The sequence below is a fragment of the Azospirillum sp. TSO5 genome (assembly GCF_003116065.1).
Lineage (GTDB): Bacteria > Pseudomonadota > Alphaproteobacteria > Azospirillales > Azospirillaceae > Azospirillum.
Map to the genome: position 1 here is coordinate 1 of NZ_LGQY01000029.1, position 21,696 is coordinate 21,696.

At 65.3% G+C, this 21,696-nt stretch carries 22 protein-coding genes; all 22 read left to right on the forward strand.

The window, feature by feature from the left end:
• The first annotated feature begins 390 nt into the window (after nt 1-390).
• The 22 genes from TSO5_RS08415 (at nt 391) to TSO5_RS08520 (ending at nt 21,562) form a co-directional block, all read left to right on the forward strand.
• Nucleotides 391-759 (forward strand): NADH-quinone oxidoreductase subunit A, encoded by a 369-nt coding sequence (locus TSO5_RS08415; protein WP_045580751.1) that lies wholly within the window; start codon nt 391-393, stop codon nt 757-759.
• Nucleotides 750-1,295 carry an NADH-quinone oxidoreductase subunit B gene (locus tag TSO5_RS08420; protein ID WP_174470176.1) on the forward strand — a complete coding sequence of 182 codons (546 nt, stop codon included), beginning with the start codon at nt 750-752 and terminating at the stop codon, nt 1,293-1,295. Before TSO5_RS08415 ends, TSO5_RS08420 begins: the two co-directional genes overlap by 10 nt.
• A gap of 96 nt (nt 1,296-1,391) precedes the next feature.
• Entirely contained in the window at nt 1,392-2,021 is a 630-nt protein-coding gene (locus TSO5_RS08425) for an NADH-quinone oxidoreductase subunit C (protein WP_109074000.1), read from the forward strand.
• A 53-nt stretch (nt 2,022-2,074) separates the two neighbouring features.
• Nucleotides 2,075-3,292 carry an NADH-quinone oxidoreductase subunit D gene (locus TSO5_RS08430; RefSeq protein ID WP_174757381.1) on the forward strand — a complete coding sequence of 406 codons (1,218 nt, stop codon included), beginning with the start codon at nt 2,075-2,077 and terminating at the stop codon, nt 3,290-3,292.
• Nucleotides 3,289-3,915 carry an NADH-quinone oxidoreductase subunit NuoE gene (nuoE, locus tag TSO5_RS08435; RefSeq protein WP_109151175.1) on the forward strand — a complete coding sequence of 209 codons (627 nt, stop codon included), beginning with the start codon at nt 3,289-3,291 and terminating at the stop codon, nt 3,913-3,915. Before TSO5_RS08430 ends, nuoE begins: the two co-directional genes overlap by 4 nt.
• Before the next feature lie 16 nt (nt 3,916-3,931).
• On the forward strand, nt 3,932-5,221 hold the full coding sequence (gene nuoF / locus TSO5_RS08440; RefSeq protein ID WP_109151176.1) for an NADH-quinone oxidoreductase subunit NuoF: 1,290 nt from the start codon (nt 3,932-3,934) through the stop codon (nt 5,219-5,221).
• Between the two features lie 15 nt (nt 5,222-5,236).
• Nucleotides 5,237-7,300 carry an NADH-quinone oxidoreductase subunit NuoG gene (gene nuoG / locus TSO5_RS08445; RefSeq protein WP_109151177.1) on the forward strand — a complete coding sequence of 688 codons (2,064 nt, stop codon included), beginning with the start codon at nt 5,237-5,239 and terminating at the stop codon, nt 7,298-7,300.
• Nucleotides 7,293-8,303, forward strand: coding sequence for an NADH-quinone oxidoreductase subunit NuoH (gene nuoH / locus TSO5_RS08450; protein ID WP_109073996.1), 1,011 nt, complete (start codon nt 7,293-7,295; stop codon nt 8,301-8,303). Before nuoG ends, nuoH begins: the two co-directional genes overlap by 8 nt.
• 107 nt (nt 8,304-8,410) lie before the next feature.
• Complete coding sequence (gene nuoI / locus TSO5_RS08455) at nt 8,411-8,899, forward strand: NADH-quinone oxidoreductase subunit NuoI (RefSeq protein WP_014248411.1); 489 nt, start codon at nt 8,411-8,413, stop codon at nt 8,897-8,899.
• Between the two features lie 18 nt (nt 8,900-8,917).
• The gene (locus TSO5_RS08460; RefSeq protein ID WP_109151178.1) at nt 8,918-9,532 is read left to right on the forward strand and encodes an NADH-quinone oxidoreductase subunit J; all 615 of its coding nucleotides are present in this window, start codon (nt 8,918-8,920) and stop codon (nt 9,530-9,532) included.
• 2 nt (nt 9,533-9,534) lie between these two features.
• Entirely contained in the window at nt 9,535-9,843 is a 309-nt protein-coding gene (nuoK, locus tag TSO5_RS08465) for an NADH-quinone oxidoreductase subunit NuoK (RefSeq protein ID WP_014248409.1), read from the forward strand.
• Between the two features lie 9 nt (nt 9,844-9,852).
• Nucleotides 9,853-11,967: an NADH-quinone oxidoreductase subunit L gene (gene nuoL / locus TSO5_RS08470; protein ID WP_109151179.1), complete on the forward strand. Its 2,115-nt coding sequence runs from the start codon at nt 9,853-9,855 to the stop codon at nt 11,965-11,967.
• Between the two features lie 25 nt (nt 11,968-11,992).
• Entirely contained in the window at nt 11,993-13,519 is a 1,527-nt protein-coding gene (locus TSO5_RS08475) for an NADH-quinone oxidoreductase subunit M (RefSeq protein WP_109073993.1), read from the forward strand.
• Nucleotides 13,520-13,532: 13 nt separating this feature from the next.
• Nucleotides 13,533-14,981 carry an NADH-quinone oxidoreductase subunit NuoN gene (gene nuoN, locus TSO5_RS08480; protein WP_109151180.1) on the forward strand — a complete coding sequence of 483 codons (1,449 nt, stop codon included), beginning with the start codon at nt 13,533-13,535 and terminating at the stop codon, nt 14,979-14,981.
• 10 nt (nt 14,982-14,991) lie between these two features.
• On the forward strand, nt 14,992-15,786 hold the full coding sequence (locus TSO5_RS08485; RefSeq protein ID WP_109151239.1) for a biotin--[acetyl-CoA-carboxylase] ligase: 795 nt from the start codon (nt 14,992-14,994) through the stop codon (nt 15,784-15,786).
• Nucleotides 15,787-15,831: 45 nt separating this feature from the next.
• Complete coding sequence (locus TSO5_RS08490) at nt 15,832-16,605, forward strand: type III pantothenate kinase (protein WP_109151181.1); 774 nt, start codon at nt 15,832-15,834, stop codon at nt 16,603-16,605.
• Nucleotides 16,602-18,317, forward strand: a complete 1,716-nt coding sequence (locus TSO5_RS08495) for a ribonuclease J (RefSeq protein WP_109151182.1) — start codon at nt 16,602-16,604, stop codon at nt 18,315-18,317. The genes TSO5_RS08490 and TSO5_RS08495 overlap by 4 nt, the downstream gene beginning before the upstream one ends.
• An 82-nt stretch (nt 18,318-18,399) precedes the next feature.
• Nucleotides 18,400-18,804 carry a methylmalonyl-CoA epimerase gene (gene mce, locus TSO5_RS08500; protein WP_085089939.1) on the forward strand — a complete coding sequence of 135 codons (405 nt, stop codon included), beginning with the start codon at nt 18,400-18,402 and terminating at the stop codon, nt 18,802-18,804.
• A 24-nt stretch (nt 18,805-18,828) separates the two neighbouring features.
• Nucleotides 18,829-19,083, forward strand: coding sequence for a DUF1467 family protein (locus tag TSO5_RS08505; protein ID WP_109151183.1), 255 nt, complete (start codon nt 18,829-18,831; stop codon nt 19,081-19,083).
• A gap of 37 nt (nt 19,084-19,120) precedes the next feature.
• A complete protein-coding gene (locus tag TSO5_RS08510) occupies nt 19,121-19,696 on the forward strand; it encodes a DNA-3-methyladenine glycosylase I (RefSeq protein ID WP_109151184.1) in 576 nt (191 codons plus the stop codon).
• Between the two features lie 481 nt (nt 19,697-20,177).
• Nucleotides 20,178-21,098, forward strand: a complete 921-nt coding sequence (locus TSO5_RS08515) for a hypothetical protein (RefSeq protein WP_109151185.1) — start codon at nt 20,178-20,180, stop codon at nt 21,096-21,098.
• A complete protein-coding gene (locus tag TSO5_RS08520) occupies nt 21,095-21,562 on the forward strand; it encodes a hypothetical protein (RefSeq protein ID WP_109151186.1) in 468 nt (155 codons plus the stop codon). The genes TSO5_RS08515 and TSO5_RS08520 overlap by 4 nt, the downstream gene beginning before the upstream one ends.
• Nucleotides 21,563-21,696 lie beyond the last annotated feature (134 nt).

A 21,696-nucleotide genomic window follows, 5' to 3' on the forward strand; every position in this document is an offset into this window, starting at 1 on the left:
CGGGTGTAGCTCAGTTGGTTAGAGCGCCGGCCTGTCACGCCGGAGGCCGCGGGTTCAAGTCCCGTCACTCGCGCCACTTTCTTTTTCAAATTGCGCGTAACGCGCCAGTATGTCCAAAGGACTCGCAAACTGCGGGTCCTTTTTCGCATGCGTATTGTCTTTCCTTTTCCCCGTTTTAAAAACGTGGTATTACCAAGCTCTCTCGCGGGGGCCGGCTTGTCCTTCCGCGTGGTGAAAAGCGATTCAAAGCGCTTTCCTTGCCCACGGTCTCGGCATATATTCCGGCCCGTCTGATGGGCTAATCCAAGGCATGGCTGCCACGGCTTTGCGCTTCCGCCGATTTCCCGGCCGGAACGGCGCCCGTGGTCGTGGGCTTATGGGAGGAACGCGGTGTCGACTCCGCTGATCATTGAGTATCTTCCGATCCTGGTGTTTCTGCTGATCGGCATCGCGCTGGCCGCGGTGATGGTGGGGGCATCCTACGTCATCAGCCCGAAGAACCCGGACGCCGAGAAGGTCTCCCCCTACGAATGCGGCTTCGAGCCGTTCGAGGACGCGCGCACCAAGTTCGACGTGCGGTTCTACCTGGTCTCGATCCTGTTCATCATCTTCGACCTGGAAGTCGCCTTCCTGTTCCCGTGGGCGGTCGCCCTGGGTGACATCGGACTGTTCGGCTTCTGGTCGATGATGCTGTTCCTGGGCATCCTGACCATCGGCTTCATTTATGAGTGGAAGAAAGGAGCTCTGGAATGGGAGTAGAGGTCGCCAAGCCGCTGGCGCCGATTCCGCCCGGACCGGAACAGGACGCCTACATCCGCGCGGTCTCGGACGAGATCCAGGACAAGGGCTTCGTGCTGGCGAAGTACGAGGACCTGCTGGCCTGGGCCCGGACCGGCTCGCTGTGGCCGATGACCTTCGGTCTGGCCTGCTGCGCGGTGGAGATGATCCACGCCTATATGAGCCGGTATGACCTGGACCGTTTCGGCGTGATTCCGCGTCCCAGCCCGCGCCAGTCCGACTGCATGATCGTCGCCGGCACCCTGACCAACAAGATGGCCCCGGCGCTCCGCAAGGTCTACGACCAGATGCCGGAGCCGCGCTGGGTCATCTCGATGGGCTCCTGCGCCAACGGCGGCGGCTACTACCACTATTCCTACGCGGTGGTGCGTGGCTGCGACCGGATCGTGCCGGTGGACATCTATGTGCCCGGCTGCCCGCCGACGGCGGAGGCGCTGATTTACGGCATCCTCCAGCTCCAGAAGAAGATCAAGCGCGGCAACCGCATCGCCCGCTGATCCCAGCGGACCGGACCGGCCGGGGCCGACAAGGCTCCGGTCCCGCGGCCGGAAGAGAAGCGCGCTGAAGACAAGTAGGAAGGCAGGGTCCCACCCATGTCCGAACAGGCGTTGAAGGAACTCGGGGACGTCATCGCCGCCAAGATCGGCGGCGACGTCCTGAAGGTCGAGGTGAGGCTCGGCGAACTGATGGTGACGGTCAAACGGCCGGCCATCCTGGCGGTGCTGACCGCGCTGCGCGACGATCCGGCCACCCGGTTCGAGCAGCTGACCGACATCACCGCGGTCGATTACCCGGACCGCGCGGAGCGGTTCGAGGTCGTCTACCAGCTGCTCAGCTACACCCACAACCGGCGTATGCGCGTGAAGCTGGCCACCGATGAGGACACGCCCGTCCCGTCGGCGGTTGCCGTCTTCAGCGCCGCGAACTGGTTCGAGCGCGAGGTGTGGGACCTGTTCGGCATCTTCTTCGAGAACCATCCGGACCTGCGCCGCATCCTCACCGACTACGGGTTCGAGGGGCACCCCTTCCGCAAGGACTTCCCGCTGACCGGCTACGTCGAAGCCCGCTACGACGAAGACCAGAAGCGCGTGATCTACGAGCCGGTCCGTCTGACCCAGGATTTCCGCGCCTTCGACTTCCTCAGCCCGTGGGAAGGCATGACCAACGTCATGCTGCCCGGCGATGAGAAGGCGGCCCTCCAGGACGGGAGCAAGAAGCCGTGAGCATGACCGTTTCGACCGAATCGGCGACCGGCGTCGTCTCGACTGGTCCGGCAATGACTGGTCTGGGCGGGGCGATCAGCGCCTCCGGTCCGGAGACCAAGACGCAGATCAAGCCCTACACGATGAATTTCGGGCCGCAGCACCCGGCCGCCCACGGCGTGCTCCGTCTGGTGATGGAGCTGAACGGCGAGGTGGTGGAGCGTTGCGATCCGCACATCGGCCTGCTGCACCGCGGCACCGAAAAGCTGATCGAGTACAAGACCTACATCCAGGCCGTGCCGTATTTCGACCGCCTGGACTATGTCAGCCCGATGTGCATGGAGCACGCCTATGTGCTCGGCATCGAGAACCTGCTGCAGATCAAGGCGCCGCTGCGTGCCCAGTACATCCGCGTGCTGTTCTCGGAAATCACGCGCATCCTGAACCACATCCTGTCGATCACGACCGGTGCGCTGGACGTCGGCGCGATCACCCCGGCGCTGTGGGGCTTCGAGGAACGCGAAATCCTCATGGAGTTCTACGAGCGCGTGTCGGGTGCCCGCCTGCACGCCAACTATTTCCGGCCGGGCGGCGTCGCCTGGGACATTCCGGACGGCCTGCTGGACGACATCTGGGCCTTCACCGAGCGTTTTCCGAAGTTCATGGACGACCTCGAGGGCCTGCTGACCGAGAACCGCATCTTCAAGCAGCGCACGGTCGACATCGGCATCGTCACCAAGGAGCAGGCGCTCGACTGGGCCTTCACCGGCCCGATGCTGCGCGGCTCCGGCGTCGCCTGGGATCTGCGCAAGTCGCAGCCCTACGAAGTCTATGACCGCATGGAGTTCGACGTTCCGGTCGGCCTGACCGGCGACTGCTGGGCGCGCTATCTGGTCCGCATGGAGGAGATGAAGCAGTCGCTGCGCATCATCCGCCAGTGCTGCAAGGAGATGCCGGCCGGTCCTTACAAGATCGAGGACCGCAAGGTGTCCCCGCCGCCGCGCGGCGAGATGAAGCGTTCGATGGAAGCGCTGATCCACCACTTCAAGCTCTTCACCGAGGGCTTCCACGTTCCCGCCGGCGAGACCTACACCGCCATCGAGGCGCCCAAGGGCGAGTTCGGCGTGTATCTGGTGTCCGACGGCACCAACAAGCCCTACCGCTGCAAGATCCGCGCGCCGGGCTTCGCCCATCTTCAGGGCCTGGACTTCATGTCGAAGGGTCACATGCTGGCCGACGCCGTCGCCAACATCGCCTCGATGGACATCGTTTTCGGAGAAATCGATCGATGAGCGCGCCCGCTTCCGATCACGGCCACGCCGAGCCGACCAGCTTCACCTTCACTCCGGAAAACCTGGAGCTGGCGAAGCGCATCATCGCCAAGTACCCGCAGGGCAAGCAGGCCAGCGCCTGCATGCCGCTGCTGGACGTCGCTCAGCGGCAGAACGGCGGCTGGCTGCCGCGCGTCGCCATGGACGCCGTGGCCGACCTGCTCGGCATGCCGCGCATCCGCGTGTACGAGGTCGCGACCTTCTACACGATGTACAACAAGAACCCGATCGGTAAGCACCACATCCAGGTCTGCACCACCACCCCCTGCTGGCTGCGCGGGTCGGACGAGATCGTCCACACCTGCAAGAGCAAGCTCGGCATCGACGTGGGCGAGACCACGGCCGACGGCCAGTTCACGCTGGGCGAAGTCGAGTGCTCGGGCGCCTGCGTCAACGCGCCGGTTGTGCAGATCGGCGACGATTACTACGAAGACGTGGCGCCGGAGCATATGGAGCGCATCCTCGACGCGCTGGCCCGCGGCGAGACGCCGAAGCCCGGTTCGCAGATCGGCCGTCAGTCCTCGGAGCCGGTCGGCGGCCCGACGACGCTGAAGGCTTTCACCACCGCGCAAGCGGACGATTGAGGGGGAGGGGACAGCGATGCTTCGCGATGAGGACCGCATCTTCACCAACCTCTACGGCTACCAGGACTTCGGTCTCGAGGCGGCCCGCAAGCGCGGTGACTGGGACAACACGGCATCCTTCCTGGCCAATGGCCGGGACTGGATCATCGATCAGGTGAAGGAATCGGGGCTGCGCGGTCGCGGCGGCGCCGGCTTCTCGACCGGCATGAAGTGGTCCTTCATGCCGAAGAACGTGACCGACAAGCCCGTCTATCTCGTCATCAACGCCGACGAGGGCGAGCCCGGCACCTGCAAGGACCGCGACATCCTGCGCCACGATCCGCACAAGCTGATCGAAGGCTGCCTGATCGCCGGTTTCGCAATCGGTGCCAGCGCCTGCTACATCTACATCCGCGGCGAGTTCTACAATGAGGGCTCCAACGTCCAGCGCGCCATCGACGAGGCGTATGCGGCGGGCCTGATCGGCAAGAACGCCTGCGGCACCGGCTACAGCTACGACGTCTACATCCACCGCGGTGCGGGCGCGTACATCTGTGGCGAGGAAACCGCGCTCATCGAGTCGATCGAAGGCAAGAAGGGGCAGCCGCGCAACAAGCCGCCGTTCCCCGCCCAGGCCGGTCTCTATTCCTGCCCGACCACGGTGAACAACGTCGAATCCATCGCGGTTGTTCCCACCATCCTGCGCCGCGGCGCCTCCTGGTTCGCCGGCCTCGGCCGTCCGAAGAACTCGGGCACCAAGCTCTTCTGCATCTCCGGGCACGTGAACAACCCGTGCAACGTGGAAGAGGAGATGGGCATCCCGCTGAAGGAGCTGATCGAGAAGCATGCCGGCGGCGTGCGCGGCGGCTGGGACAATTTGCTGGGCATCATCCCCGGCGGCTCGTCGGTTCCGGTCTTGCCGAAGTCGATCTGCGACACCGTCCTGATGGATTTCGACTCCTTGCGCGAAGTGCAGTCGGGCCTCGGCACCGCCGCGGTGATCGTGATGGACAAGTCCACCGACATCGTGAAGGCCATCGCCCGCCTGTCGCAGTTCTACGCCCATGAGTCCTGCGGCCAGTGCACGCCCTGCCGCGAAGGCACCGGCTGGATGAGCCGCGTCATGCAGCGCATGGTCACCGGCAACGCCCGCATGGAAGAGATCGACATGCTGCTGCAGGTCACCAAGCAGGTCGAAGGCCACACCATCTGCGCGCTCGGCGACGCTGCCGCCTGGCCGATCCAGGGCCTGTTCCGCCACTTCCGCCCGGAAGTGGAACGGCGCATCCAGGCCTACCGCAACAGCGCCCCGCTGGCGGCCGAGTAAGGAGTTCCCGTTCCCATGCCGAAACTGACCATCGACGGGATCGAGATCGAGGTCGAGCCGGGCACCTCGATTCTCCAGGCTTGCGAGCAGCTGGGGATCGAGATTCCGCGCTTCTGCTACCATGAGCGCCTCAGCGTGCCGGCCAACTGCCGCATGTGCCTCGTGGAGATGGAGCGCGCGCCCAAGCCGGTCGCGTCCTGCGCCATGCCCTGCGGCGACGGAATGGTCGTCCGCACCAACAGCGAGACCGTCCTGAAGGCCCGCAAGGGCGTCATGGAATTCCTGCTGATCAACCACCCGCTGGATTGCCCGATCTGCGATCAGGGCGGCGAGTGCGATCTGCAGGACCAGGCCATGGCCTATGGCTTCGACCGCGGCCGCTACGGCGAGAACAAGCGGGCGGTCAAGGACAAGTATATGGGTCCGGTCATCAAGACCATCATGACCCGTTGCATCCACTGCACCCGCTGCATCCGCTTCATCAATGAAGTGGCCGGTGTTCCTGATGTCGGCGCCGTTTACCGCGGCGAGCACATGGAGATCACCACCTTCGTCGAGAAGGCGATCGGTTCGGAGCTGTCGGGCAACCTCGCCGACGTCTGCCCGGTGGGTGCGCTGACCCACAAGCCCTACGCCTTCACGGCGCGTCCGTGGGAGCTGCGCAAGACCGAAACCATCGACGTCCTCGACGCCGTCGGCTCGAACATCCGCGTCGACGCCCGTGGCGCCGAAGTGATGCGCGTCCTGCCGCGCGTCAACGACGACATCAATGAGGAGTGGCTGAACGACAAGAGCCGCTACTCGTACGACGGTCTGAAGCGCCAGCGCCTCGACCGCCCCTACATCCGCCAGAACGGCAAGCTGGTCCCCGCCAGCTGGGCCGAGGCCTTCACCGCCGTCGCGGCGCGTCTGAAGGGCCTGTCCGGCAACCGCATCGCCGCCATCTCCGGTGATCTGGTCGATGTCGAGGCGCAGTTCGCGCTGAAGGAGCTGCTGTCGCGTCTGGGTTCGACGAACCTGGATTGCCGCCAGGACGGTGCGCGGTTCGACACCTCGGTTCGCGCCGGCTACCTGTTCAATTCGGGCATCGCCGGCATCGAGAAGGCCGACGTGATCCTGCTGGTCGGCACCAACCCGCGCTGGGAAGGCACGCTGGTCAACGCCCGCATCCGCAAGCGCTATCTGGCCGGTGGCGTCACCATCGCCTCCATCGGCGAACAGCGTGACCTGACCTATCCCTACAGCGTGATCGGCTCCGGTCCGGACACGCTGCAGCAGCTGGTCGATGGCAGCCATCCGTTCGCCGAGACGCTGCGCGCCGCCAAGAACCCGATGATCATCGTCGGCATGGGCGCCTTCCAGCGCGTCGACGGCCTCGCGGTCCAGGCCGCCGCCCGTCTGGTCGGCGAGGCCTACGGCATGTTCCGCGACGACTGGAACGGCTTCAACGTCCTGCACACCGCCGCGGCGCGTGTCGGCGGTATCGAAGCCGGCTTCCTGCCGGGCGAGGGCGGTCGCGACGTCCACGGCATCCTCGACGGCGCGTCGAAGGGCGAGATCGATTTCGTCTACCTGCTGGGTGCCGACGAGATCGACATGGCCAAGCTCGGCAACGCCTTCGTCGTCTACCAGGGCCACCATGGCGATGCCGGCGCCCACCGCGCCGACGTCATCCTGCCGGGTGCCGCCTACACCGAGAAGAACGCGGTCTACGTCAACACCGAGGGCCGTCCGCAGCTCGCCCGCCTCGCGGTCTTCCCGCCGGGCGAGGCTCGCGAGGACTGGAAGATCGTCCGCGCCCTGTCGGAAGTCCTGGGCGCCACGCTCCCCTTCGACACCCACGGCCAGCTGCGCCAGCGGCTGATGGCGGCGAACCCGATCTTCGGTGCGGTCGGCGAGATGACCCCGGCCAGCTGGGCGCCGTTCGGCGCGCAGGGCCCGGTCGATGCCGCCCCCTTCGTGACGCCGATCACCAACTTCTACATGACCGACCCGATCAGCCGGGCCTCGGTGACGATGGCCAACTGCACGGAAGCGCTGGTGGGCCCTGCTCAGGAGAGGACTGGCACCCATGGCTGAGTTCTGGAGCGGCTTCCTCCTGCCGCTGATCATTATGGTTCTGGAGATCCTGGCGATCACCGTGCCGCTGCTGGTGGCCGTCGCCTTCATGACCTATGCAGAGCGCAAGATCATGGGCGCGATGCAGCTTCGCCAGGGCCCGGCGATCGTCGGGCCGTTCGGCCTGATGCAGCCCTTCGCCGACGGCCTGAAGCTGTTCGCCAAGGAGCAGATCCTGCCGGAAGGCGCCAACCGCGTCGTGTTCTACGTCGCCCCGATGCTGACCTTCTTCCTGGCGCTGATCGCCTGGGCGGTTATCCCGTTCGACTACGGGGTGGTGCTGTCCAACATCAACGTCGGCGTGCTGTACCTGTTCGCGATCTCCTCGCTGGGCGTGTATGGCATCGTGATGGCCGGCTGGGCCTCGAACTCGCGCTATGCCTTCCTCGGTGCGCTCCGTTCCGCGGCGCAGATGGTGTCCTACGAGGTCTCGATGGGCCTCATCATCATCACCGTGCTTCTGTGCGTCGGTTCGCTGAACCTGACCGACATCGTGCGGGCCCAGGAGACGGTCTGGTTCTGTATCCCGCTGCTGCCGATGTTCGTGATGTTCTTCATCTCGGCGCTGGCGGAAACCAACCGCGCCCCCTTCGACCTGCCGGAAGGCGAGTCGGAGCTGGTCGCCGGCTTCATGGTCGAGTATAGCTCGGCTCCCTTCGCGCTCTTCTTCCTTGGCGAATACGCCAACATGATCCTGATGAGCGCGATGACGAGCATCCTGTTCCTCGGTGGCTGGCTGCCCCCGCTGCCCTTCGCGCCCTTCACCTGGGTGCCGGGCATCGTGTGGTTCGCCCTGAAGATCGCGTTCTGCCTGTTCACCTATGTCTGGGTTCGCGCCACCGTGCCGCGTTACCGCTACGACCAGCTGATGCGGCTGGGTTGGAAGGTCTTCCTGCCCCTGTCGCTGTTCTGGGTCGTGCTGACCGCCGGCGTCCTGGTGACCTTCGGCTGGCTGCCGAAGTAAGCAACGGCGAAAGCCTGCACCGAACCCACCATCGACATGTCGATTTGAGTGCCGGCGAGCCGCCCGACCAAAGGGCGGCCACCGGCGAGGAAGGAGACGAAGAGGCCATGGCGTTCCTCGACCGCGCGGCGCGCAGCCTGTTCCTGACCGAGCTGCTGGGCGGCATGGCGCTGACCTTGCGCTACATGTTCAAGCCCAAGGTCACGATCAACTACCCCTATGAGAAGGGCCCCATCAGCTCCCGCTTCCGCGGCGAGCATGTGCTCCGCCGTTATGCGAATGGCGAGGAGCGCTGCATCGCGTGCAAGCTGTGCGAAGCGGTGTGCCCGGCTCTCGCCATCACCATCGAGGCCGAACCGCGCGACGACGGCAGCCGCCGCACCACGCGTTACGACATCGACATGACCAAGTGCATCTACTGCGGCCTGTGCCAGGAAGCCTGCCCGGTCGATGCGGTGGTCATGGGGCCGAACTTCGAGTTCTCCACCGAATCCCGTGAAGAGCTCTTCTACAACAAGCAGAAGCTGCTGGCGAACGGCGACCGCTGGGAGGCGGAAATCGCCCAGAACCTCGCGGCCGAGGCTCCTTACCGGTAAGCGGAAGCGAGAAAAACGATGATACTCCAAGGCATCGCCTTCTACGTGTTCGCCGCGCTGCTGGTGGCCTCCGGTGTGATGGTCATCTCGGCGCGGAACCCCGTTCATTCTGTCCTTTTCCTGATCCTCGCCTTTTTCCAGGCGGCCGGTCTCTGCCTCCTGATGGGGGCCGAGTTCATCGCGATGATCCTCATCATCGTCTATGTCGGTGCCGTCGCCGTGCTGTTCCTGTTCGTGGTCATGATGCTCGACATCAACTTCCGCGAGCTGCGCAAGGGTGCGATGGAAGCGCTGCCGTTGGGTGCGCTGGTCGGGCTGATCCTGCTGGCCGAACTGGCCGCCGTGCTCGGCGGCTGGATCGTGGCTCCCAACGTCGCCGCCATCGCCGGCGCGCCGACTCCGGCCTTTGATCAGGTGTCGAACACCCAGGCGCTGGGCCGGCTGATGTACACGCAGTACGTCTACCTGTTCCAGGCGTCGGGCATCGTCCTGCTGATCGCCATGATCGGCGCGATCGTGCTGACGCTGCGGCACCGTCCGGGCGTGCGCAAACAGAATGTCGGCGCCCAGATTTCCCGTCGCCGGGAAGACGTGGTCGTCATTCGCAAGGTTACGACCGGGGAGGGCGTGTGATCATGGAGATCGGTCTCGGACATTACCTGACGGTCTCGGCAATCATCTTCACGCTGGGTGTGCTGGGCATCTTCCTGAACCGGAAGAACGTCATCATCATCCTGATGTCGATCGAGATGATGCTGCTGGCGGTGAACCTGAACCTCGTCGCCTTCTCGACCTTCCTGCACGATCTGGTCGGCCAGATCTTCGCCATGATCATCCTGACCGTCGCCGCCGCCGAGGCGGCCATCGGCCTCGCCATCCTGGTGGTCTACTTCCGCAACCGCGGCTCGATCCGAGTCGAAGACATCAACATGATGAAGGGCTGAGGCGGCGCCATGGAAGTGCTAGTCGTATTCCTTCCGCTCCTGGCGTTCCTCGTCGCCGGATCGATCGCGCTGTTCGGCGGGCCGAAGGCCGAGCCGGCTGCTGCGGGTCACGGAAGCCACGGTCATGGCCATGACGATCACGGGCACGCCCAGATCGCCCATGCTCATGACGATCATTCCCATCACATCTCGCATGACGAGCTGGACCACGCACACGACGACGCCCACGACGACCACCATGTCGTCGCCGGGCCGCCGACGGTGGGCGACCGCGTCTCGCAGTTCGTGACCGCGGGTGCAGTCATCGTCTCGGCGATCCTGTCCTGGATCCTGTTCTTCGACGTCGCCGTGCACGGCAACCCGCGCACGATCGAGCTGATGACCTGGATCCAGAGCGGCACGCTGGACGTGAAGTGGGCGTTGCGCGTCGACCAGCTCACCGCGGTGATGCTGATCGTCGTCAACACCGTGTCGGCCTGCGTGCACGTCTACTCCATCGGCTACATGGCCGAGGATCCGCAGAAGCCGCGCTTCATGGGCTACCTGTCGCTGTTCACCTTCGCCATGCTGATGCTGGTGACGGCGGACAACCTGGTCCAGCTGTTCTTCGGCTGGGAGGGCGTCGGTCTGGCCTCCTACCTGCTGATCAACTTCTGGTACGAGAAGCCCTCGGCGAACGCCGCCGCCATGAAGGCCTTCCTGGTCAACCGCGTCGGCGACTTCGGCTTCGCGCTCGGCATCTTCGCGATCTTCGTGCTGACCGGTTCGGTCCAGTTCGACACGATCTTCGCCAAGGCTCCGACGCTGACCGGCGAGACGCTGCATTTCCTCAGCTGGGACTTCAACGGTCTGACCGTCGCCTGCCTGTTGCTGTTCATGGGCGCCATGGGCAAGTCGGCGCAGCTTGGTCTGCACACCTGGCTGCCGGACGCGATGGAAGGCCCGACCCCGGTGTCGGCGCTCATCCACGCGGCCACCATGGTCACCGCCGGCGTCTTCATGGTCTGCCGCCTGTCGCCCGTCTTCGAATACGCCCCGACGGCGCTCGAGGTGGTGACGGTGGTCGGCGGCCTGACCGCCTTCGTCGCGGCGACCATCGGTTTCACCCAGTTCGACATCAAGCGCGTCATCGCCTATTCGACGATGTCGCAGCCCGGATACATGTTCTTCGCCGCCGGCGTCTCCGCCTACGGCGCGGCCATGTTCCATCTGTTCACGCACGCCTTCTTCAAGGCCCTGCTGTTCCTTGGCGCCGGCTCGGTCATCCATGCCCTGCACCATGAGCAGGACATGCGGAAGATGGGCGGCGTCTGGCGCAAGATTCCCTTCACCTACGCGGTGATGTGGATCGGCAATCTGGCTCTCGCCGGTCTGCCCTTCTTCGCCGGCTACTATTCCAAGGACATGATCCTCGAGGCGGCCTTCGCCTCGGGCAGCGGGGTGGGGCGCTTCGCCTTCGCCCTGGGTATTGCGGCCGCTCTGCTGACCGCCTTCTACTCCTGGCGCCTGCTGTTCATGACCTTCCACGGCACGCCGCGGATGGACAAGGAAGTCTACGACCACGCCCACGAATCGCCGATCGTCATGCTGATCCCGCTGGCGGTCCTGACGCTTGGCGCGCTGTTCGCCGGCTTCGGTTTCCACCAGTGGTTCATCGGTCACGACCGGATGGAATTCTGGGGCAAGGCCATCATGACCCTGCACGAGCATGACGCCATCGAGGCCGCGCACCACCACACCCCGGGCTGGGTCGCCATCGCCCCGCTGGTGGTCGGCCTGATCGGTATCGCCATGGCCTACATCGGCTATGTGATGATGCCGCGGCTGCCGGGCCGGATCGCCTCCACCTTCCGCGGCATCCACCAGTTCCTCTACAACAAGTGGTATTTCGACGAGCTGTATGACGCGCTGTTCACCCGTCCGGCCAAGGCCCTGGGCTACGGCCTGTGGAAGTCGGGCGACGGGGCGGTGATCGACGGCGTGGGACCGGACGGCATCGCCGCCGCCACCCGCGACGTCGCGGCACGCGCCAGCCGGCTGCAGTCGGGGTACGTCTATCACTACGCCTTTGCCATGGTGATCGGGGTCGTCCTGCTCGTCGCCTGGCTGTCGGTCTTCGGCTGAGCGGTTTCGAAGGAGAACAACAACAATGGCTAGCTGGCCGATCCTGTCGTTCGCGACCTTCCTGCCGCTCGTGGGCGTCGCGCTGATCCTGCTGTTCTGCCGGGGCAATTCCCCGGACGTGCTGCGGAACGTGCGGTACATCTCGCTGTGGACGACCCTCGTCACCTTCGTCCTGACCCTGCTGGTCTGGGCCAACTTCGATCCGCGCAATCCCGGCTACCAGATGGTCGAGAAGGCGGGCTGGATCCCCGAGTTCGGCATCAACTACCACATGGGCGTCGACGGCATTTCGGTGCTGTTCGTCGTCCTGTCCGGCTTCCTGATGCCGCTGTGCATCCTGGCGAGCTGGGAGTCGGTGCAGGTCCGCCTGAAGGAATACATGATCGCATTCCTCGTGCTGGAAACCCTGATGATCGGGATGTTCTGCGCGCTGGACTTCATCCTGTTCTACATGTTCTTCGAAGGCGTCCTGATCCCGATGTTCCTCATCATCGGTGTCTGGGGCGGCCCGCGCCGCGTCTATGCCGCCTTCAAGTTCTTCCTCTACACGCTGCTCGGCTCGGTCCTGATGCTGTTGGCGATCCTGGCCATGTATTATGTGGCCGGCACCACCGACATCCCGACCATCACCGCCACCCAGTTCCCGCGCAACATGCAGCTGTGGCTGTGGCTGGCCTTCTTCGCCTCCTTCGCGGTGAAGGTGCCGATGTGGCCGGTCCACACCTGGCTGCCGGATGCCCACGTCGAGGCGCCGACCGCCGGTTCGGTGATCCTGGCCGGCGTGCTGCTGAAGATGGGCGGGTACGGCTTCCTGCGCTTCAACATTCCGATCCTGCCGGAAGCGACCGAGTATTTCGCGCCGCTGATCTACACCCTGTCGGTCGTCGCCGTGATCTACACCTCGCTGGTCGCTCTCGCCCAGGAGGACATGAAGAAGCTGATCGCCTACTCGTCGGTCGCCCACATGGGCTTCGTCACCATCGGCATGTTCGCGCTGAACCAGCAGGGCATCGAAGGCTCGGTGTTCCAGATGCTGTCGCACGGCGTCGTGTCGGGTGCGCTGTTCCTGTGCGTCGGCGTCGTCTATGACCGGCTGCACACCCGCGAGATCGCCCGTTACGGCGGCCTCGTGAAGAACATGCCGAAATACGCGGTGGTCTTCCTGTTCATGACCATGGCCTCGGTCGGTCTGCCGGGTACCGCCGGTTTCGTCGGCGAGTTCCTGGTGCTGATGGGCGTCTTCCGCGACAACACGTGGGTCGCCGCCCTCGCCGCTACCGGCATGGTTCTTGGCGCCGCCTACGCGCTGTGGCTGTACCGCCGCGTTGTCTACGGCAAGCTGACCAAGCCGGACGTCAAGGCGATGTTCGACATAACCCCGCGCGAAATCGCGGTGTTCGTGCCGCTGATCGTCGTCGTCCTGTGGATGGGCGTCTATCCCAGCAGCTTCCTGAACGTCACCTCGGCATCGGTCGAGCAGCTGATCCAGACCTACCAGACCAAGCTGGCCGCGTCGCACGCCGCGTCCGGTGTCTCGGTCGCCGCTCGGTAAGGGGTTCTTCGACATGACCGCAGTGTTTCCCGACATCTGGCCGGCCCTGCCGGAGATCTTCCTGGCACTCTCGGGCGTTGCCCTGCTGATGCTGGGCGTGTTCCGCGGCGACGGCTTCACCCGTCCCGTCTCCTATCTGGCGATCGTCTGCATGCTGCTCGCCGCCGTCCTGGCGATGGGCTACGGCAGCGGCCGCGTCGTCACCTTCAACGGCATGTTCGTGATGGATGCCTTCGGCGTCTTCATGAAGGTGCTGGTGCTGGTCTCCGCGGCCTTTGCGGTGGTCCTCTCTCTCGGCTTCAACGAGCGGGAGCAGATGGCCCGCTTCGAGTTCCCGGTGCTGATGGTCTTCGCCACGCTCGGCATGCTGATGATGATCTCGGCCAACGATTTCATCTCGCTGTATGTCGGCCTGGAGACCCAGAGCCTGGCGCTCTACGTCATCGCGGCCTTCCGCCGCGACAGCGGCAAGTCCTCGGAAGCCGGCCTGAAGTATTTCGTCCTCGGCTCGCTCTCGTCGGGCATGCTGCTGTACGGTGCTTCGCTGGTTTACGGCTTCGCCGGCACGACTTCGTTCGACAAGGTGGCGGCGCTGTTCGCCGGTGGCGCCCATGTGTCGCCGGGTCTGGTGATCGGTCTGGTGTTCGTGATGGCCGGTCTGGCCTTCAAGATCTCGGCCGCTCCGTTCCACATGTGGACGCCGGACGTCTATGAGGGGGCGCCGACCCCGGTGACCGCCTTCTTCGCGGCGGCGCCGAAGGTGGCGGCCATCGCCCTGCTGACCCGCGTGGTGATGGAGCCGTTCGGCCACCTCGCCGCCCAGTGGCATCAGGTGCTGGTGGCGACCGCCATCCTGTCGATGGTGATCGGTTCCTTCGTCGCCATCATGCAGACCAACATCAAGCGCCTGATGGCTTACAGCTCCATCGGCCATGTCGGTTACGCGCTGGTGGGCCTGACGACCGGTACGCAGGACGGCGTGCGCGGCGTGCTGATCTACATGGCGCTCTACATCGCCATGAACATCGGCGCCTTCGCGGTCATCCTCAGCATGAAGGCCAAGGGCCAGATGCTGGAGGAGATCAAGGACTTCTCCGGCCTGTCCAAGACCAATCCGATGCTGGCCGCGACCATGGCGATCTTTATGTTCTCCATGGCTGGCATCCCTCCGATGGCGGGCTTCTTCGGCAAGCTCTATGTCTTCCTGGCCGCCGTCGCCGCGCAGGAATACACCCTGGCCGTCGTCGGTGTGCTGACCAGCGTCGTGGGTGCCTTCTACTATCTGCGCATCATCAAGATCATGTATTTCGATGAGCCCGCAGTGGTGGTCGACAAGGTCGACGACGACAGCATGACCGGCGTCCTGGTGCTGACCAGCCTGTTCACCCTGCTGTTCTTCGTCGCTCCGGCGCCGATCCTGAACGGTGCGGCGGCTGCCGCGGCGGCCCTGTTCGCCGGGTGACATCCGACCGATGACAGCATCGCTCGAAGCGGAGGCGGCGCGTCTGCGCCTGCCTCCGGGCTTCCAGATCAAGGCCTTCGACTCCGTCGGCAGTACGAACGACGAAGCGAAGGCCTTGTCGCGTTCAGGGGCGCCCGAAGGCACCGTCGTCTGGGCGCGCCGTCAGGACAGCGGCCGTGGCCGCCGCGGCCGGGCCTGGACGTCCCCTGAAGGAAATCTCTACAGCACGACCATCCTGCGGCCCGGCCTGCCACCGGCGGAGGCGGCGCAGATCTCCTTCGTCGCGGCGCTCGCAATTGCGGAAACAGCCGAGTCGGTCCTGCCAGACCCGAGCGGTGTTCGCTGCAAATGGCCCAACGACGTTCTGGTGCATGACCGCAAGCTATCGGGCATCCTGCTCGAGTCGGAGCCGACGGCCGACGGCAAGGTCGCCTGGGTCGTGCTGGGGGTCGGCATCAACCTGCGGCATTTTCCCGCGACCGCCGATTATGGCGCCACCTCCTTGGTTGCCGAGGGCGCTCCGCCGATGGGGCCGGGCGCGCTTCTCGAGGTCTACGCGGAGCATCTGGCGACCTGGTACGGCCGCTGGCGCGCGCATGGTTTCGCGCCCGTGCGCGAGGCGTGGCTGGCGCGGGCCAAGGGGCTTGGCGGGCCGATCCTGGTCAGGCTGGCCGATCGGACGATCCCCGGCACTTTCGCCGATCTGGACAGCGACGGCGTTCTGTTGCTTGATCCAACGGACGGCGGGCCGCGGCAGCGGATCGCCGCCGGCGACGTGTTCTTCGCGCCGCCTCCAGCGAGCTGAGTTCGCCAGCCGAGTTCAAACGCCCACCGCCTTCAGGACCTTGCCATGCTGCTTGCCATCGACGCCGGAAACACGAATGTGGTGTTCGCCATCTATGACGGCGACCGCCAGCGCGGCATCTGGCGAACGGCGACCGATCCCAAACGCACCTCCGACGAATACATGGTGTGGCTGACCCACCTGATGGCGTTGAAGGGGCTGAAGCCGGTCGACATCCATGGCGCGATCATCGCCAGCGTGGTGCCCGGCGCCACCTTCAACCTGAAGCGGCTGTGCAAGGATCATTTCGGCTGCGAGCCGGTGATCGTCGGCCAGCCCGGAGTCGATCTTGGTGCGAAGGCCCTGGTCGACCGGCCGGAGGAGGTGGGCGCCGATCGTCTGGTCAACACCGTGGCCGCCGCGGCGACCTACAAGACCCCGCTGATCGTCATCGATTTCGGTACGGCGACGACTTTCGACGTGGTGGATGCCGATGGCAATTACTGCGGTGGCGTGATCGCGCCGGGGCTGAACCTGTCGCTGGAGGCACTGCAGAGGGCCGCGTCCAAGCTGCCGCGGGTCGAGATTCAGCCGCCGTCCGAGGTGATCGGCAAGAACACCATCGCCTGCATGCAGTCCGGCATCTTCTGGGGGTATGTCGGCCTGATTGAAGGGCTGGTCTCCCGCATCCGGGCGGAGTACGGCGAACCGATGCGGGTGGTCGCCACTGGCGGATTGGCTGTTCTTTTCGCCAAGGCTACCCATGTGATCGAACACACCGACAACGAGCTGACGCTCCGCGGTCTCCTCCTGATCCACAAGCGCAACACGGTCCAATGACACAATCCTCCAAGACAGCCGCCGGAACGTCCGAAGCCCCGGCGGACACCTTCGTTCCGGAGGATGGCGCACTGTATTTCGTCCCGCTCGGCGGTTCCGGCGAGATTGGGATGAACCTCAATCTCTACGGCCATCAGGGCAAGTGGTTGATGGTGGACCTCGGCATCTCGTTTGCCGACGACACCATGCCCGGGCTGGACGTCATCATGCCGGACCCGACCTTCATCGCCGAGCGTCGCGACGATCTGGTCGGTCTGGTACTGACCCATGCGCATGAGGACCATCTGGGCGCGGTGCAGTATCTGTGGCCGGAGCTGCGCTGTCCGGTCTATTGCACGCCCTTCACCGCGGCCTTCCTGCGCGCCAAGCTGCATGAGAAGGGCCTGAGCAGCACGGTGCCGATCCACGAAATCCCGCTGGGTGGCACGGTGGAGGCCGGTCCCTTCTCCGTCGAATACGTCACCATGACGCATTCGATCCCGGAGCCGAACGCGCTCGCCATCCGCACCTCGGCCGGGACCATCCTGCACACCGGCGACTGGAAGCTGGACCCCGATCCGCTGGTCGGCGAGACGGCCGATGAGGAACGGCTGCGTGCCATCGGCGACGAAGGGGTGCTGGCGCTGGTCGGCGACAGCACCAACGCGCTGGTGCCCGGCGCCGCCGGGTCGGAGGCGACCGTCCGCGATGCCCTGATGGAGTTGTTCGGCCGCTATCGCGACCGCCGCATCGCCGTCAGCTGCTTTGCCACCAATGTGGCGCGGCTGGAGAGCATTGCCGCCGCCGCCGCCGCCCATGACCGCCATGTGGCGTTGGTCGGCCGCTCGCTGTGGCGCATCAACGAGGCGGCGCGGGCCACCGGCTATCTCGCCGACGTGCCGAAGTTCCTGTCGGAGCATGACGCCAGCTATCTGCCGCGCGAGAAGCTGGTGCTGATCTGCACCGGCAGTCAGGGCGAGCCGCGCTCGGCCCTTGCCCGTATCGCCGCCAACGATCATCCGCAGGTCACGCTGTCGCGCGGCGACGTGGTGATCTTCTCCTCCCGCGAGATTCCCGGCAACGAGCGCGCCATCGGCCGCATGCAGAACCAGCTGGTCGCACAGGGAGTCGAACTGGTGACGGCGGACGAGGCGCCGGTCCATGTCTCCGGCCACCCGGCGCGTGACGAGCTGGTGCGCATGTACCAATGGGTGCGTCCACGCATCGCCGTCCCGGTCCATGGCGAGCAGCGCCATCAGCAGGCCCATGCCGCCCTGGCGGAGGAGTGTCAGGTCGCCCACAGCATCGTTCCGGCCAACGGCGAAGTCCTCCGGCTCGACGGGCCGGAGGGTGCGCGGGTGGTGGCCAACGTGCGCGCCGGACGCATGGCGGTGGACGGCAAGCGTCTGGTGCCGCTCGACACCGGCATGATGCGCGCGCGTAACCGCATGGTGAACAACGGCGCCGCCGTGGTGACGCTGGTGATGACCGGAACGGGCGAGTTGCTGACCGCTCCGCAGCTGGCGGTGATGGGGCTGATCGACGAGGCGACCGACCGCGACCTGTTGCTGGACGTGGTGGATGCCGTGCGCGAGTCGGTGGCGATGCTGCCCAAATCGGCACGGGGCGACGACGCCCAGGTGAAGGAGGCGGCACGGATCGCCGTGCGCCGCTGCTTCAACGCGACCCACGGCAAGAAGCCGGTGACGGAGGTCCATCTGGTCCGCGTCTGACCGAACCCAAGAACGGATTTGATGTATAACAGGCTTATCAGAGCCCGCTAACGGGCCAGGAACAGCCAGCGAGAGGACACGCATGATCGGGAAGCTCAACCACGTCGCCATCGTCGTTCCGGACCTTCCGGCGGCGACCGCGCTCTATCGCGACACGCTGGGCGCCGCAGTCTCGCAGCCGGTGGACCTGCCGCCGCACGGCGTCACCGTGGTCTTCGTCACCCTGCCAAACACCAAGATCGAACTGCTGCATCCGTTCGGCGAGAAGTCGCCGATCGCCGGCTTCCTGGAGAAGAACCCGTCGGGCGGCATCCACCATATCTGCTATGAGGTGGAGGACATCCTGGCCGCCCGCGACCGGCTGAAGGAGCAGGGCGCCCGCGTGCTGGGCGACGGCGAGCCGAAGATCGGCGCTCACGACAAGCCGGTCCTGTTCCTGCACCCGAAGGATTTCTGCGGGACGCTGGTGGAACTGGAACAGGCCTGAGACGGCTGACACGCGGAGGGGACGATGAACAACTGGGTGACAGGAGCCTTCGTTTACATCGTCGTCTGGTGGGTGGTGCTGTTCGCGGTGCTGCCCTGGGGCGTTCGGACTCCGGAGAGCCCGGAGCCGGGCATGGCCTCCTCCGCGCCGGTCGAGCCGCGCATCCTGCGCAAATTCATGATCACGTCGCTGGTCGCCCTGCTGGTGTGGCTGGTGATCTTCGGCATCGAGCGGTCCGGCATCATCTCCTTCCGGGACATGGCGCGGGACATGTTCTGACGCCAGATTGCTCTGACGATAGAGAGGAGCGAGGCGGGTGAGCCTGACCTATTGCGCGGCCGCACCCGGCCATCCCCATCATGGCCCCTACCACGACGGCGAGTACGGCTTTCCCAGCAGCGACGACCGGGTGCTGTTCGAGCGTCTGGTGCTGGAGATCAATCAGGCCGGCCTGTCCTGGCTGACCATCCTGAAGAAGCGCGACGCTTTCCGCGCCGCCTTCGACGGGTTCGACATCGACCGGGTCGCGGCTTATGGCGAGGCGGAGCGGGCGCGGCTGCTGGCCGACGCTGGCATCATCCGCAACCGCCTGAAGGTGGACGCGGTGATCGAGAACGCCCGCCGCATCGTCGCGCTGCGGGAAACCCACGGCTCCTTCGACGGCTGGCTGAGCGCCCATCATCCGCTGACCAAGCCGGAATGGGTGAAGCTGTTCGGCCGGACCTTCCGTTTCACCGGTGGCGAGATCGTCGGGGAGTTCCTGATGAGCCTGGGCTATCTGCCGGGCGCTCATCAGCCCGACTGTCCAGTCCAGACCGTCGTGCTTGCCCAGAGTCCGCCCTGGAAGGCGGCGGTGGACGCCGGGTATCGCGGGTACGCGCCCATGGAATAGGCAATCGCCCGCCCAGAACGACGGCAATCGCCGAAGTGCTGGGCAAAATTGCAAAAATTTTGTGCATGAGGCGCTACTGCCTCTGTTTTGGGCTTGCCATCGCCGTGGCTCGGGTTCACTCTTTTGGAGTGATGAGGGAGGATATTCCTCCCTTTCCGACGCCTGGTGGCGATTCCTCCCTAAACTCGACAGGCCGCGCCGCTTTTGCCGCGCGGCCTTTCTTTATCCGGCGTACGGGAGGAGACAGGGCAGGGTCGCGGATAGAAAATTTCCGCGCTGCTCCAGAAAACGTTAACGGTTTACTTGGTAGCGTTGCTTGGATTAGCTCGCATCGGGTTTTCCCCAATCAGGGCTATCAGCTGGGCTGAACCATCACCACCGGGGGCCAGTCCGCCGGGGCGATTGCGCTTTGCCCGTTTACCGGTTGAGCCTTTTCCCGCTTCGGCGGGTGGCAGGAAAAAGGACGACAGTCGAGGCGCCGATGGCCGCGAATGAAAACGAACGGTTCGATCAGTTCGCCGCGGTTCTGTCGATTGAACTGTTGGAGCGGACAAAGAAAAGCATGGAGCTGCTGGCGCCGGAGCTTCAGCCATGCTCGATCCTGCCCTTCATCCAGACACCGTCCTTCGTAGAGTTCTATCAGGAGCTGGTGCGCGTCGGCATCCTGCCGGTGGTGCTCAGCCGCCGTCCGGTGCGCGCCATCGTCGGTGACGTCGATTGGGCGCGGGAGGGGCGCGAATATCTGCTGACAGTCCTCGACGACCGCTCCAACGCCGTCTTCACCGCCTGGGAATATGCCTGGGACTCGTTGTGGGACGAGCGCAAGGTCGGGCAGGACAGCGGCGGCGGAAGCCAGACCAAGCCGAAGAAGGGGTTCTTCAGCGCGCTGTTCGGCCGCAAGCGCGAGCAGAAGGCGGACAGCGGTGGCGGCGAGGGCGGCGGCGAGGGCGGTGAGGGCGGTGAGGGCGGTGTCATGGCCGGCCTGCATACGATGCTGACCGAACTGGGGGAAAAGCGGGGCTTCCTGCCGCTGTTCCATGACGATGTCCGCATCCTGAAGGCGTTGCCGCGCCTGAAGCCCGGCCGGGTGGCGCAGGCGTGGAAGGAGATCTCGCAGTACCACCACCAGGAATTCTACCTGCCCGAGCCCGAACAGGCGAAGCCGGGTGTGACCTCCGAGTGTCTGCAGAAATGGCATTACAATCTGCCGGACAAGATCGGCGAGTTCCTGGTGCTGAAGGCCGCGGTGGACCTGGAGCATGTGAACAAGCCCTTCATCGGCAAATACATCCGCCAGTCGGCGCGGACCCAGGAGGAGGCGGAAAAAGGAATGCCCTACCTGTCGATCTACTGGAAATCCATGCGCAACCCGGCCCCGGTGGCCGAGCGGCACACGCTGTGAGCCCGCGCGGCATCTTGTACGCCGGGCTGACGGCGGCGGCGCTGTCCCTGGCGACCGCACCGGCATCGGCGCAAACCCAGCCGCCGCGTCCCGGTCCGGTCCCGCTGACCCCCGATGCCGCCCGCGACCGCCCGGTGGTGGATCTGTCCTTGTGCCAACGGCTGACCCGCCATGTGCCGGCCGCCGACGTGGAATACCGGCCGGGCGTGGATGTGCATGGCCGTGCGGTCGCCCCGGCCGACTTGGCCGGCAGTGCAGGCGCGCAGCCGCCGATCCCCATCGACCTGCCGCTGTCGATCGATCTCGCCCGGCGCATGGGCATCGCCCTGCCGTCGGTGCCGTTTCTGCCCAACGATATCACCGCGGTGTGGCTGACCGTCGTCGGCAACCAACTCTATCTCAACGGCCAGCCGATCGATCCGGGTGCCGAGGAACGCCTCTACGTCTACTGCCGCTCCCGGTAGCCGGCGGCCAAGCGGGGGGCTTACAGTGGACAAGTGCGGGCGACCTTCCTAAAGTCGCTCACCCGCCGCCGCCCGTGTCCGTTCCTGTCCGCAGGAGCCATGTGTGCGCGGCCTTGTCGAACACCTCGCACACG

What these genes read in the sequence shown, in the direction of transcription:
- TSO5_RS08420 (WP_174470176.1), top strand. Translation starts at nt 750, where the DNA reads ATGGGAGTAGAGGTCGCCAAGCCGCTGGCGCCGATTCCGCCCGGACCG.
- TSO5_RS08425 (WP_109074000.1), top strand. Translation starts at nt 1,392, where the DNA reads ATGTCCGAACAGGCGTTGAAGGAACTCGGGGACGTCATCGCCGCCAAG.
- TSO5_RS08430 (WP_174757381.1), top strand. Translation starts at nt 2,075, where the DNA reads ATGACTGGTCTGGGCGGGGCGATCAGCGCCTCCGGTCCGGAGACCAAG.
- nuoE (WP_109151175.1), top strand. Translation starts at nt 3,289, where the DNA reads ATGAGCGCGCCCGCTTCCGATCACGGCCACGCCGAGCCGACCAGCTTC.
- nuoF (WP_109151176.1), top strand. Translation starts at nt 3,932, where the DNA reads ATGCTTCGCGATGAGGACCGCATCTTCACCAACCTCTACGGCTACCAG.
- nuoG (WP_109151177.1), top strand. Translation starts at nt 5,237, where the DNA reads ATGCCGAAACTGACCATCGACGGGATCGAGATCGAGGTCGAGCCGGGC.
- nuoH (WP_109073996.1), top strand. Translation starts at nt 7,293, where the DNA reads ATGGCTGAGTTCTGGAGCGGCTTCCTCCTGCCGCTGATCATTATGGTT.
- nuoI (WP_014248411.1), top strand. Translation starts at nt 8,411, where the DNA reads ATGGCGTTCCTCGACCGCGCGGCGCGCAGCCTGTTCCTGACCGAGCTG.
- TSO5_RS08460 (WP_109151178.1), top strand. Translation starts at nt 8,918, where the DNA reads ATGATACTCCAAGGCATCGCCTTCTACGTGTTCGCCGCGCTGCTGGTG.
- nuoK (WP_014248409.1), top strand. Translation starts at nt 9,535, where the DNA reads ATGGAGATCGGTCTCGGACATTACCTGACGGTCTCGGCAATCATCTTC.
- nuoL (WP_109151179.1), top strand. Translation starts at nt 9,853, where the DNA reads ATGGAAGTGCTAGTCGTATTCCTTCCGCTCCTGGCGTTCCTCGTCGCC.
- TSO5_RS08475 (WP_109073993.1), top strand. Translation starts at nt 11,993, where the DNA reads ATGGCTAGCTGGCCGATCCTGTCGTTCGCGACCTTCCTGCCGCTCGTG.
- nuoN (WP_109151180.1), top strand. Translation starts at nt 13,533, where the DNA reads ATGACCGCAGTGTTTCCCGACATCTGGCCGGCCCTGCCGGAGATCTTC.
- TSO5_RS08485 (WP_109151239.1), top strand. Translation starts at nt 14,992, where the DNA reads ATGACAGCATCGCTCGAAGCGGAGGCGGCGCGTCTGCGCCTGCCTCCG.
- TSO5_RS08490 (WP_109151181.1), top strand. Translation starts at nt 15,832, where the DNA reads ATGCTGCTTGCCATCGACGCCGGAAACACGAATGTGGTGTTCGCCATC.
- TSO5_RS08495 (WP_109151182.1), top strand. Translation starts at nt 16,602, where the DNA reads ATGACACAATCCTCCAAGACAGCCGCCGGAACGTCCGAAGCCCCGGCG.
- mce (WP_085089939.1), top strand. Translation starts at nt 18,400, where the DNA reads ATGATCGGGAAGCTCAACCACGTCGCCATCGTCGTTCCGGACCTTCCG.
- TSO5_RS08505 (WP_109151183.1), top strand. Translation starts at nt 18,829, where the DNA reads ATGAACAACTGGGTGACAGGAGCCTTCGTTTACATCGTCGTCTGGTGG.
- TSO5_RS08515 (WP_109151185.1), top strand. Translation starts at nt 20,178, where the DNA reads ATGGCCGCGAATGAAAACGAACGGTTCGATCAGTTCGCCGCGGTTCTG.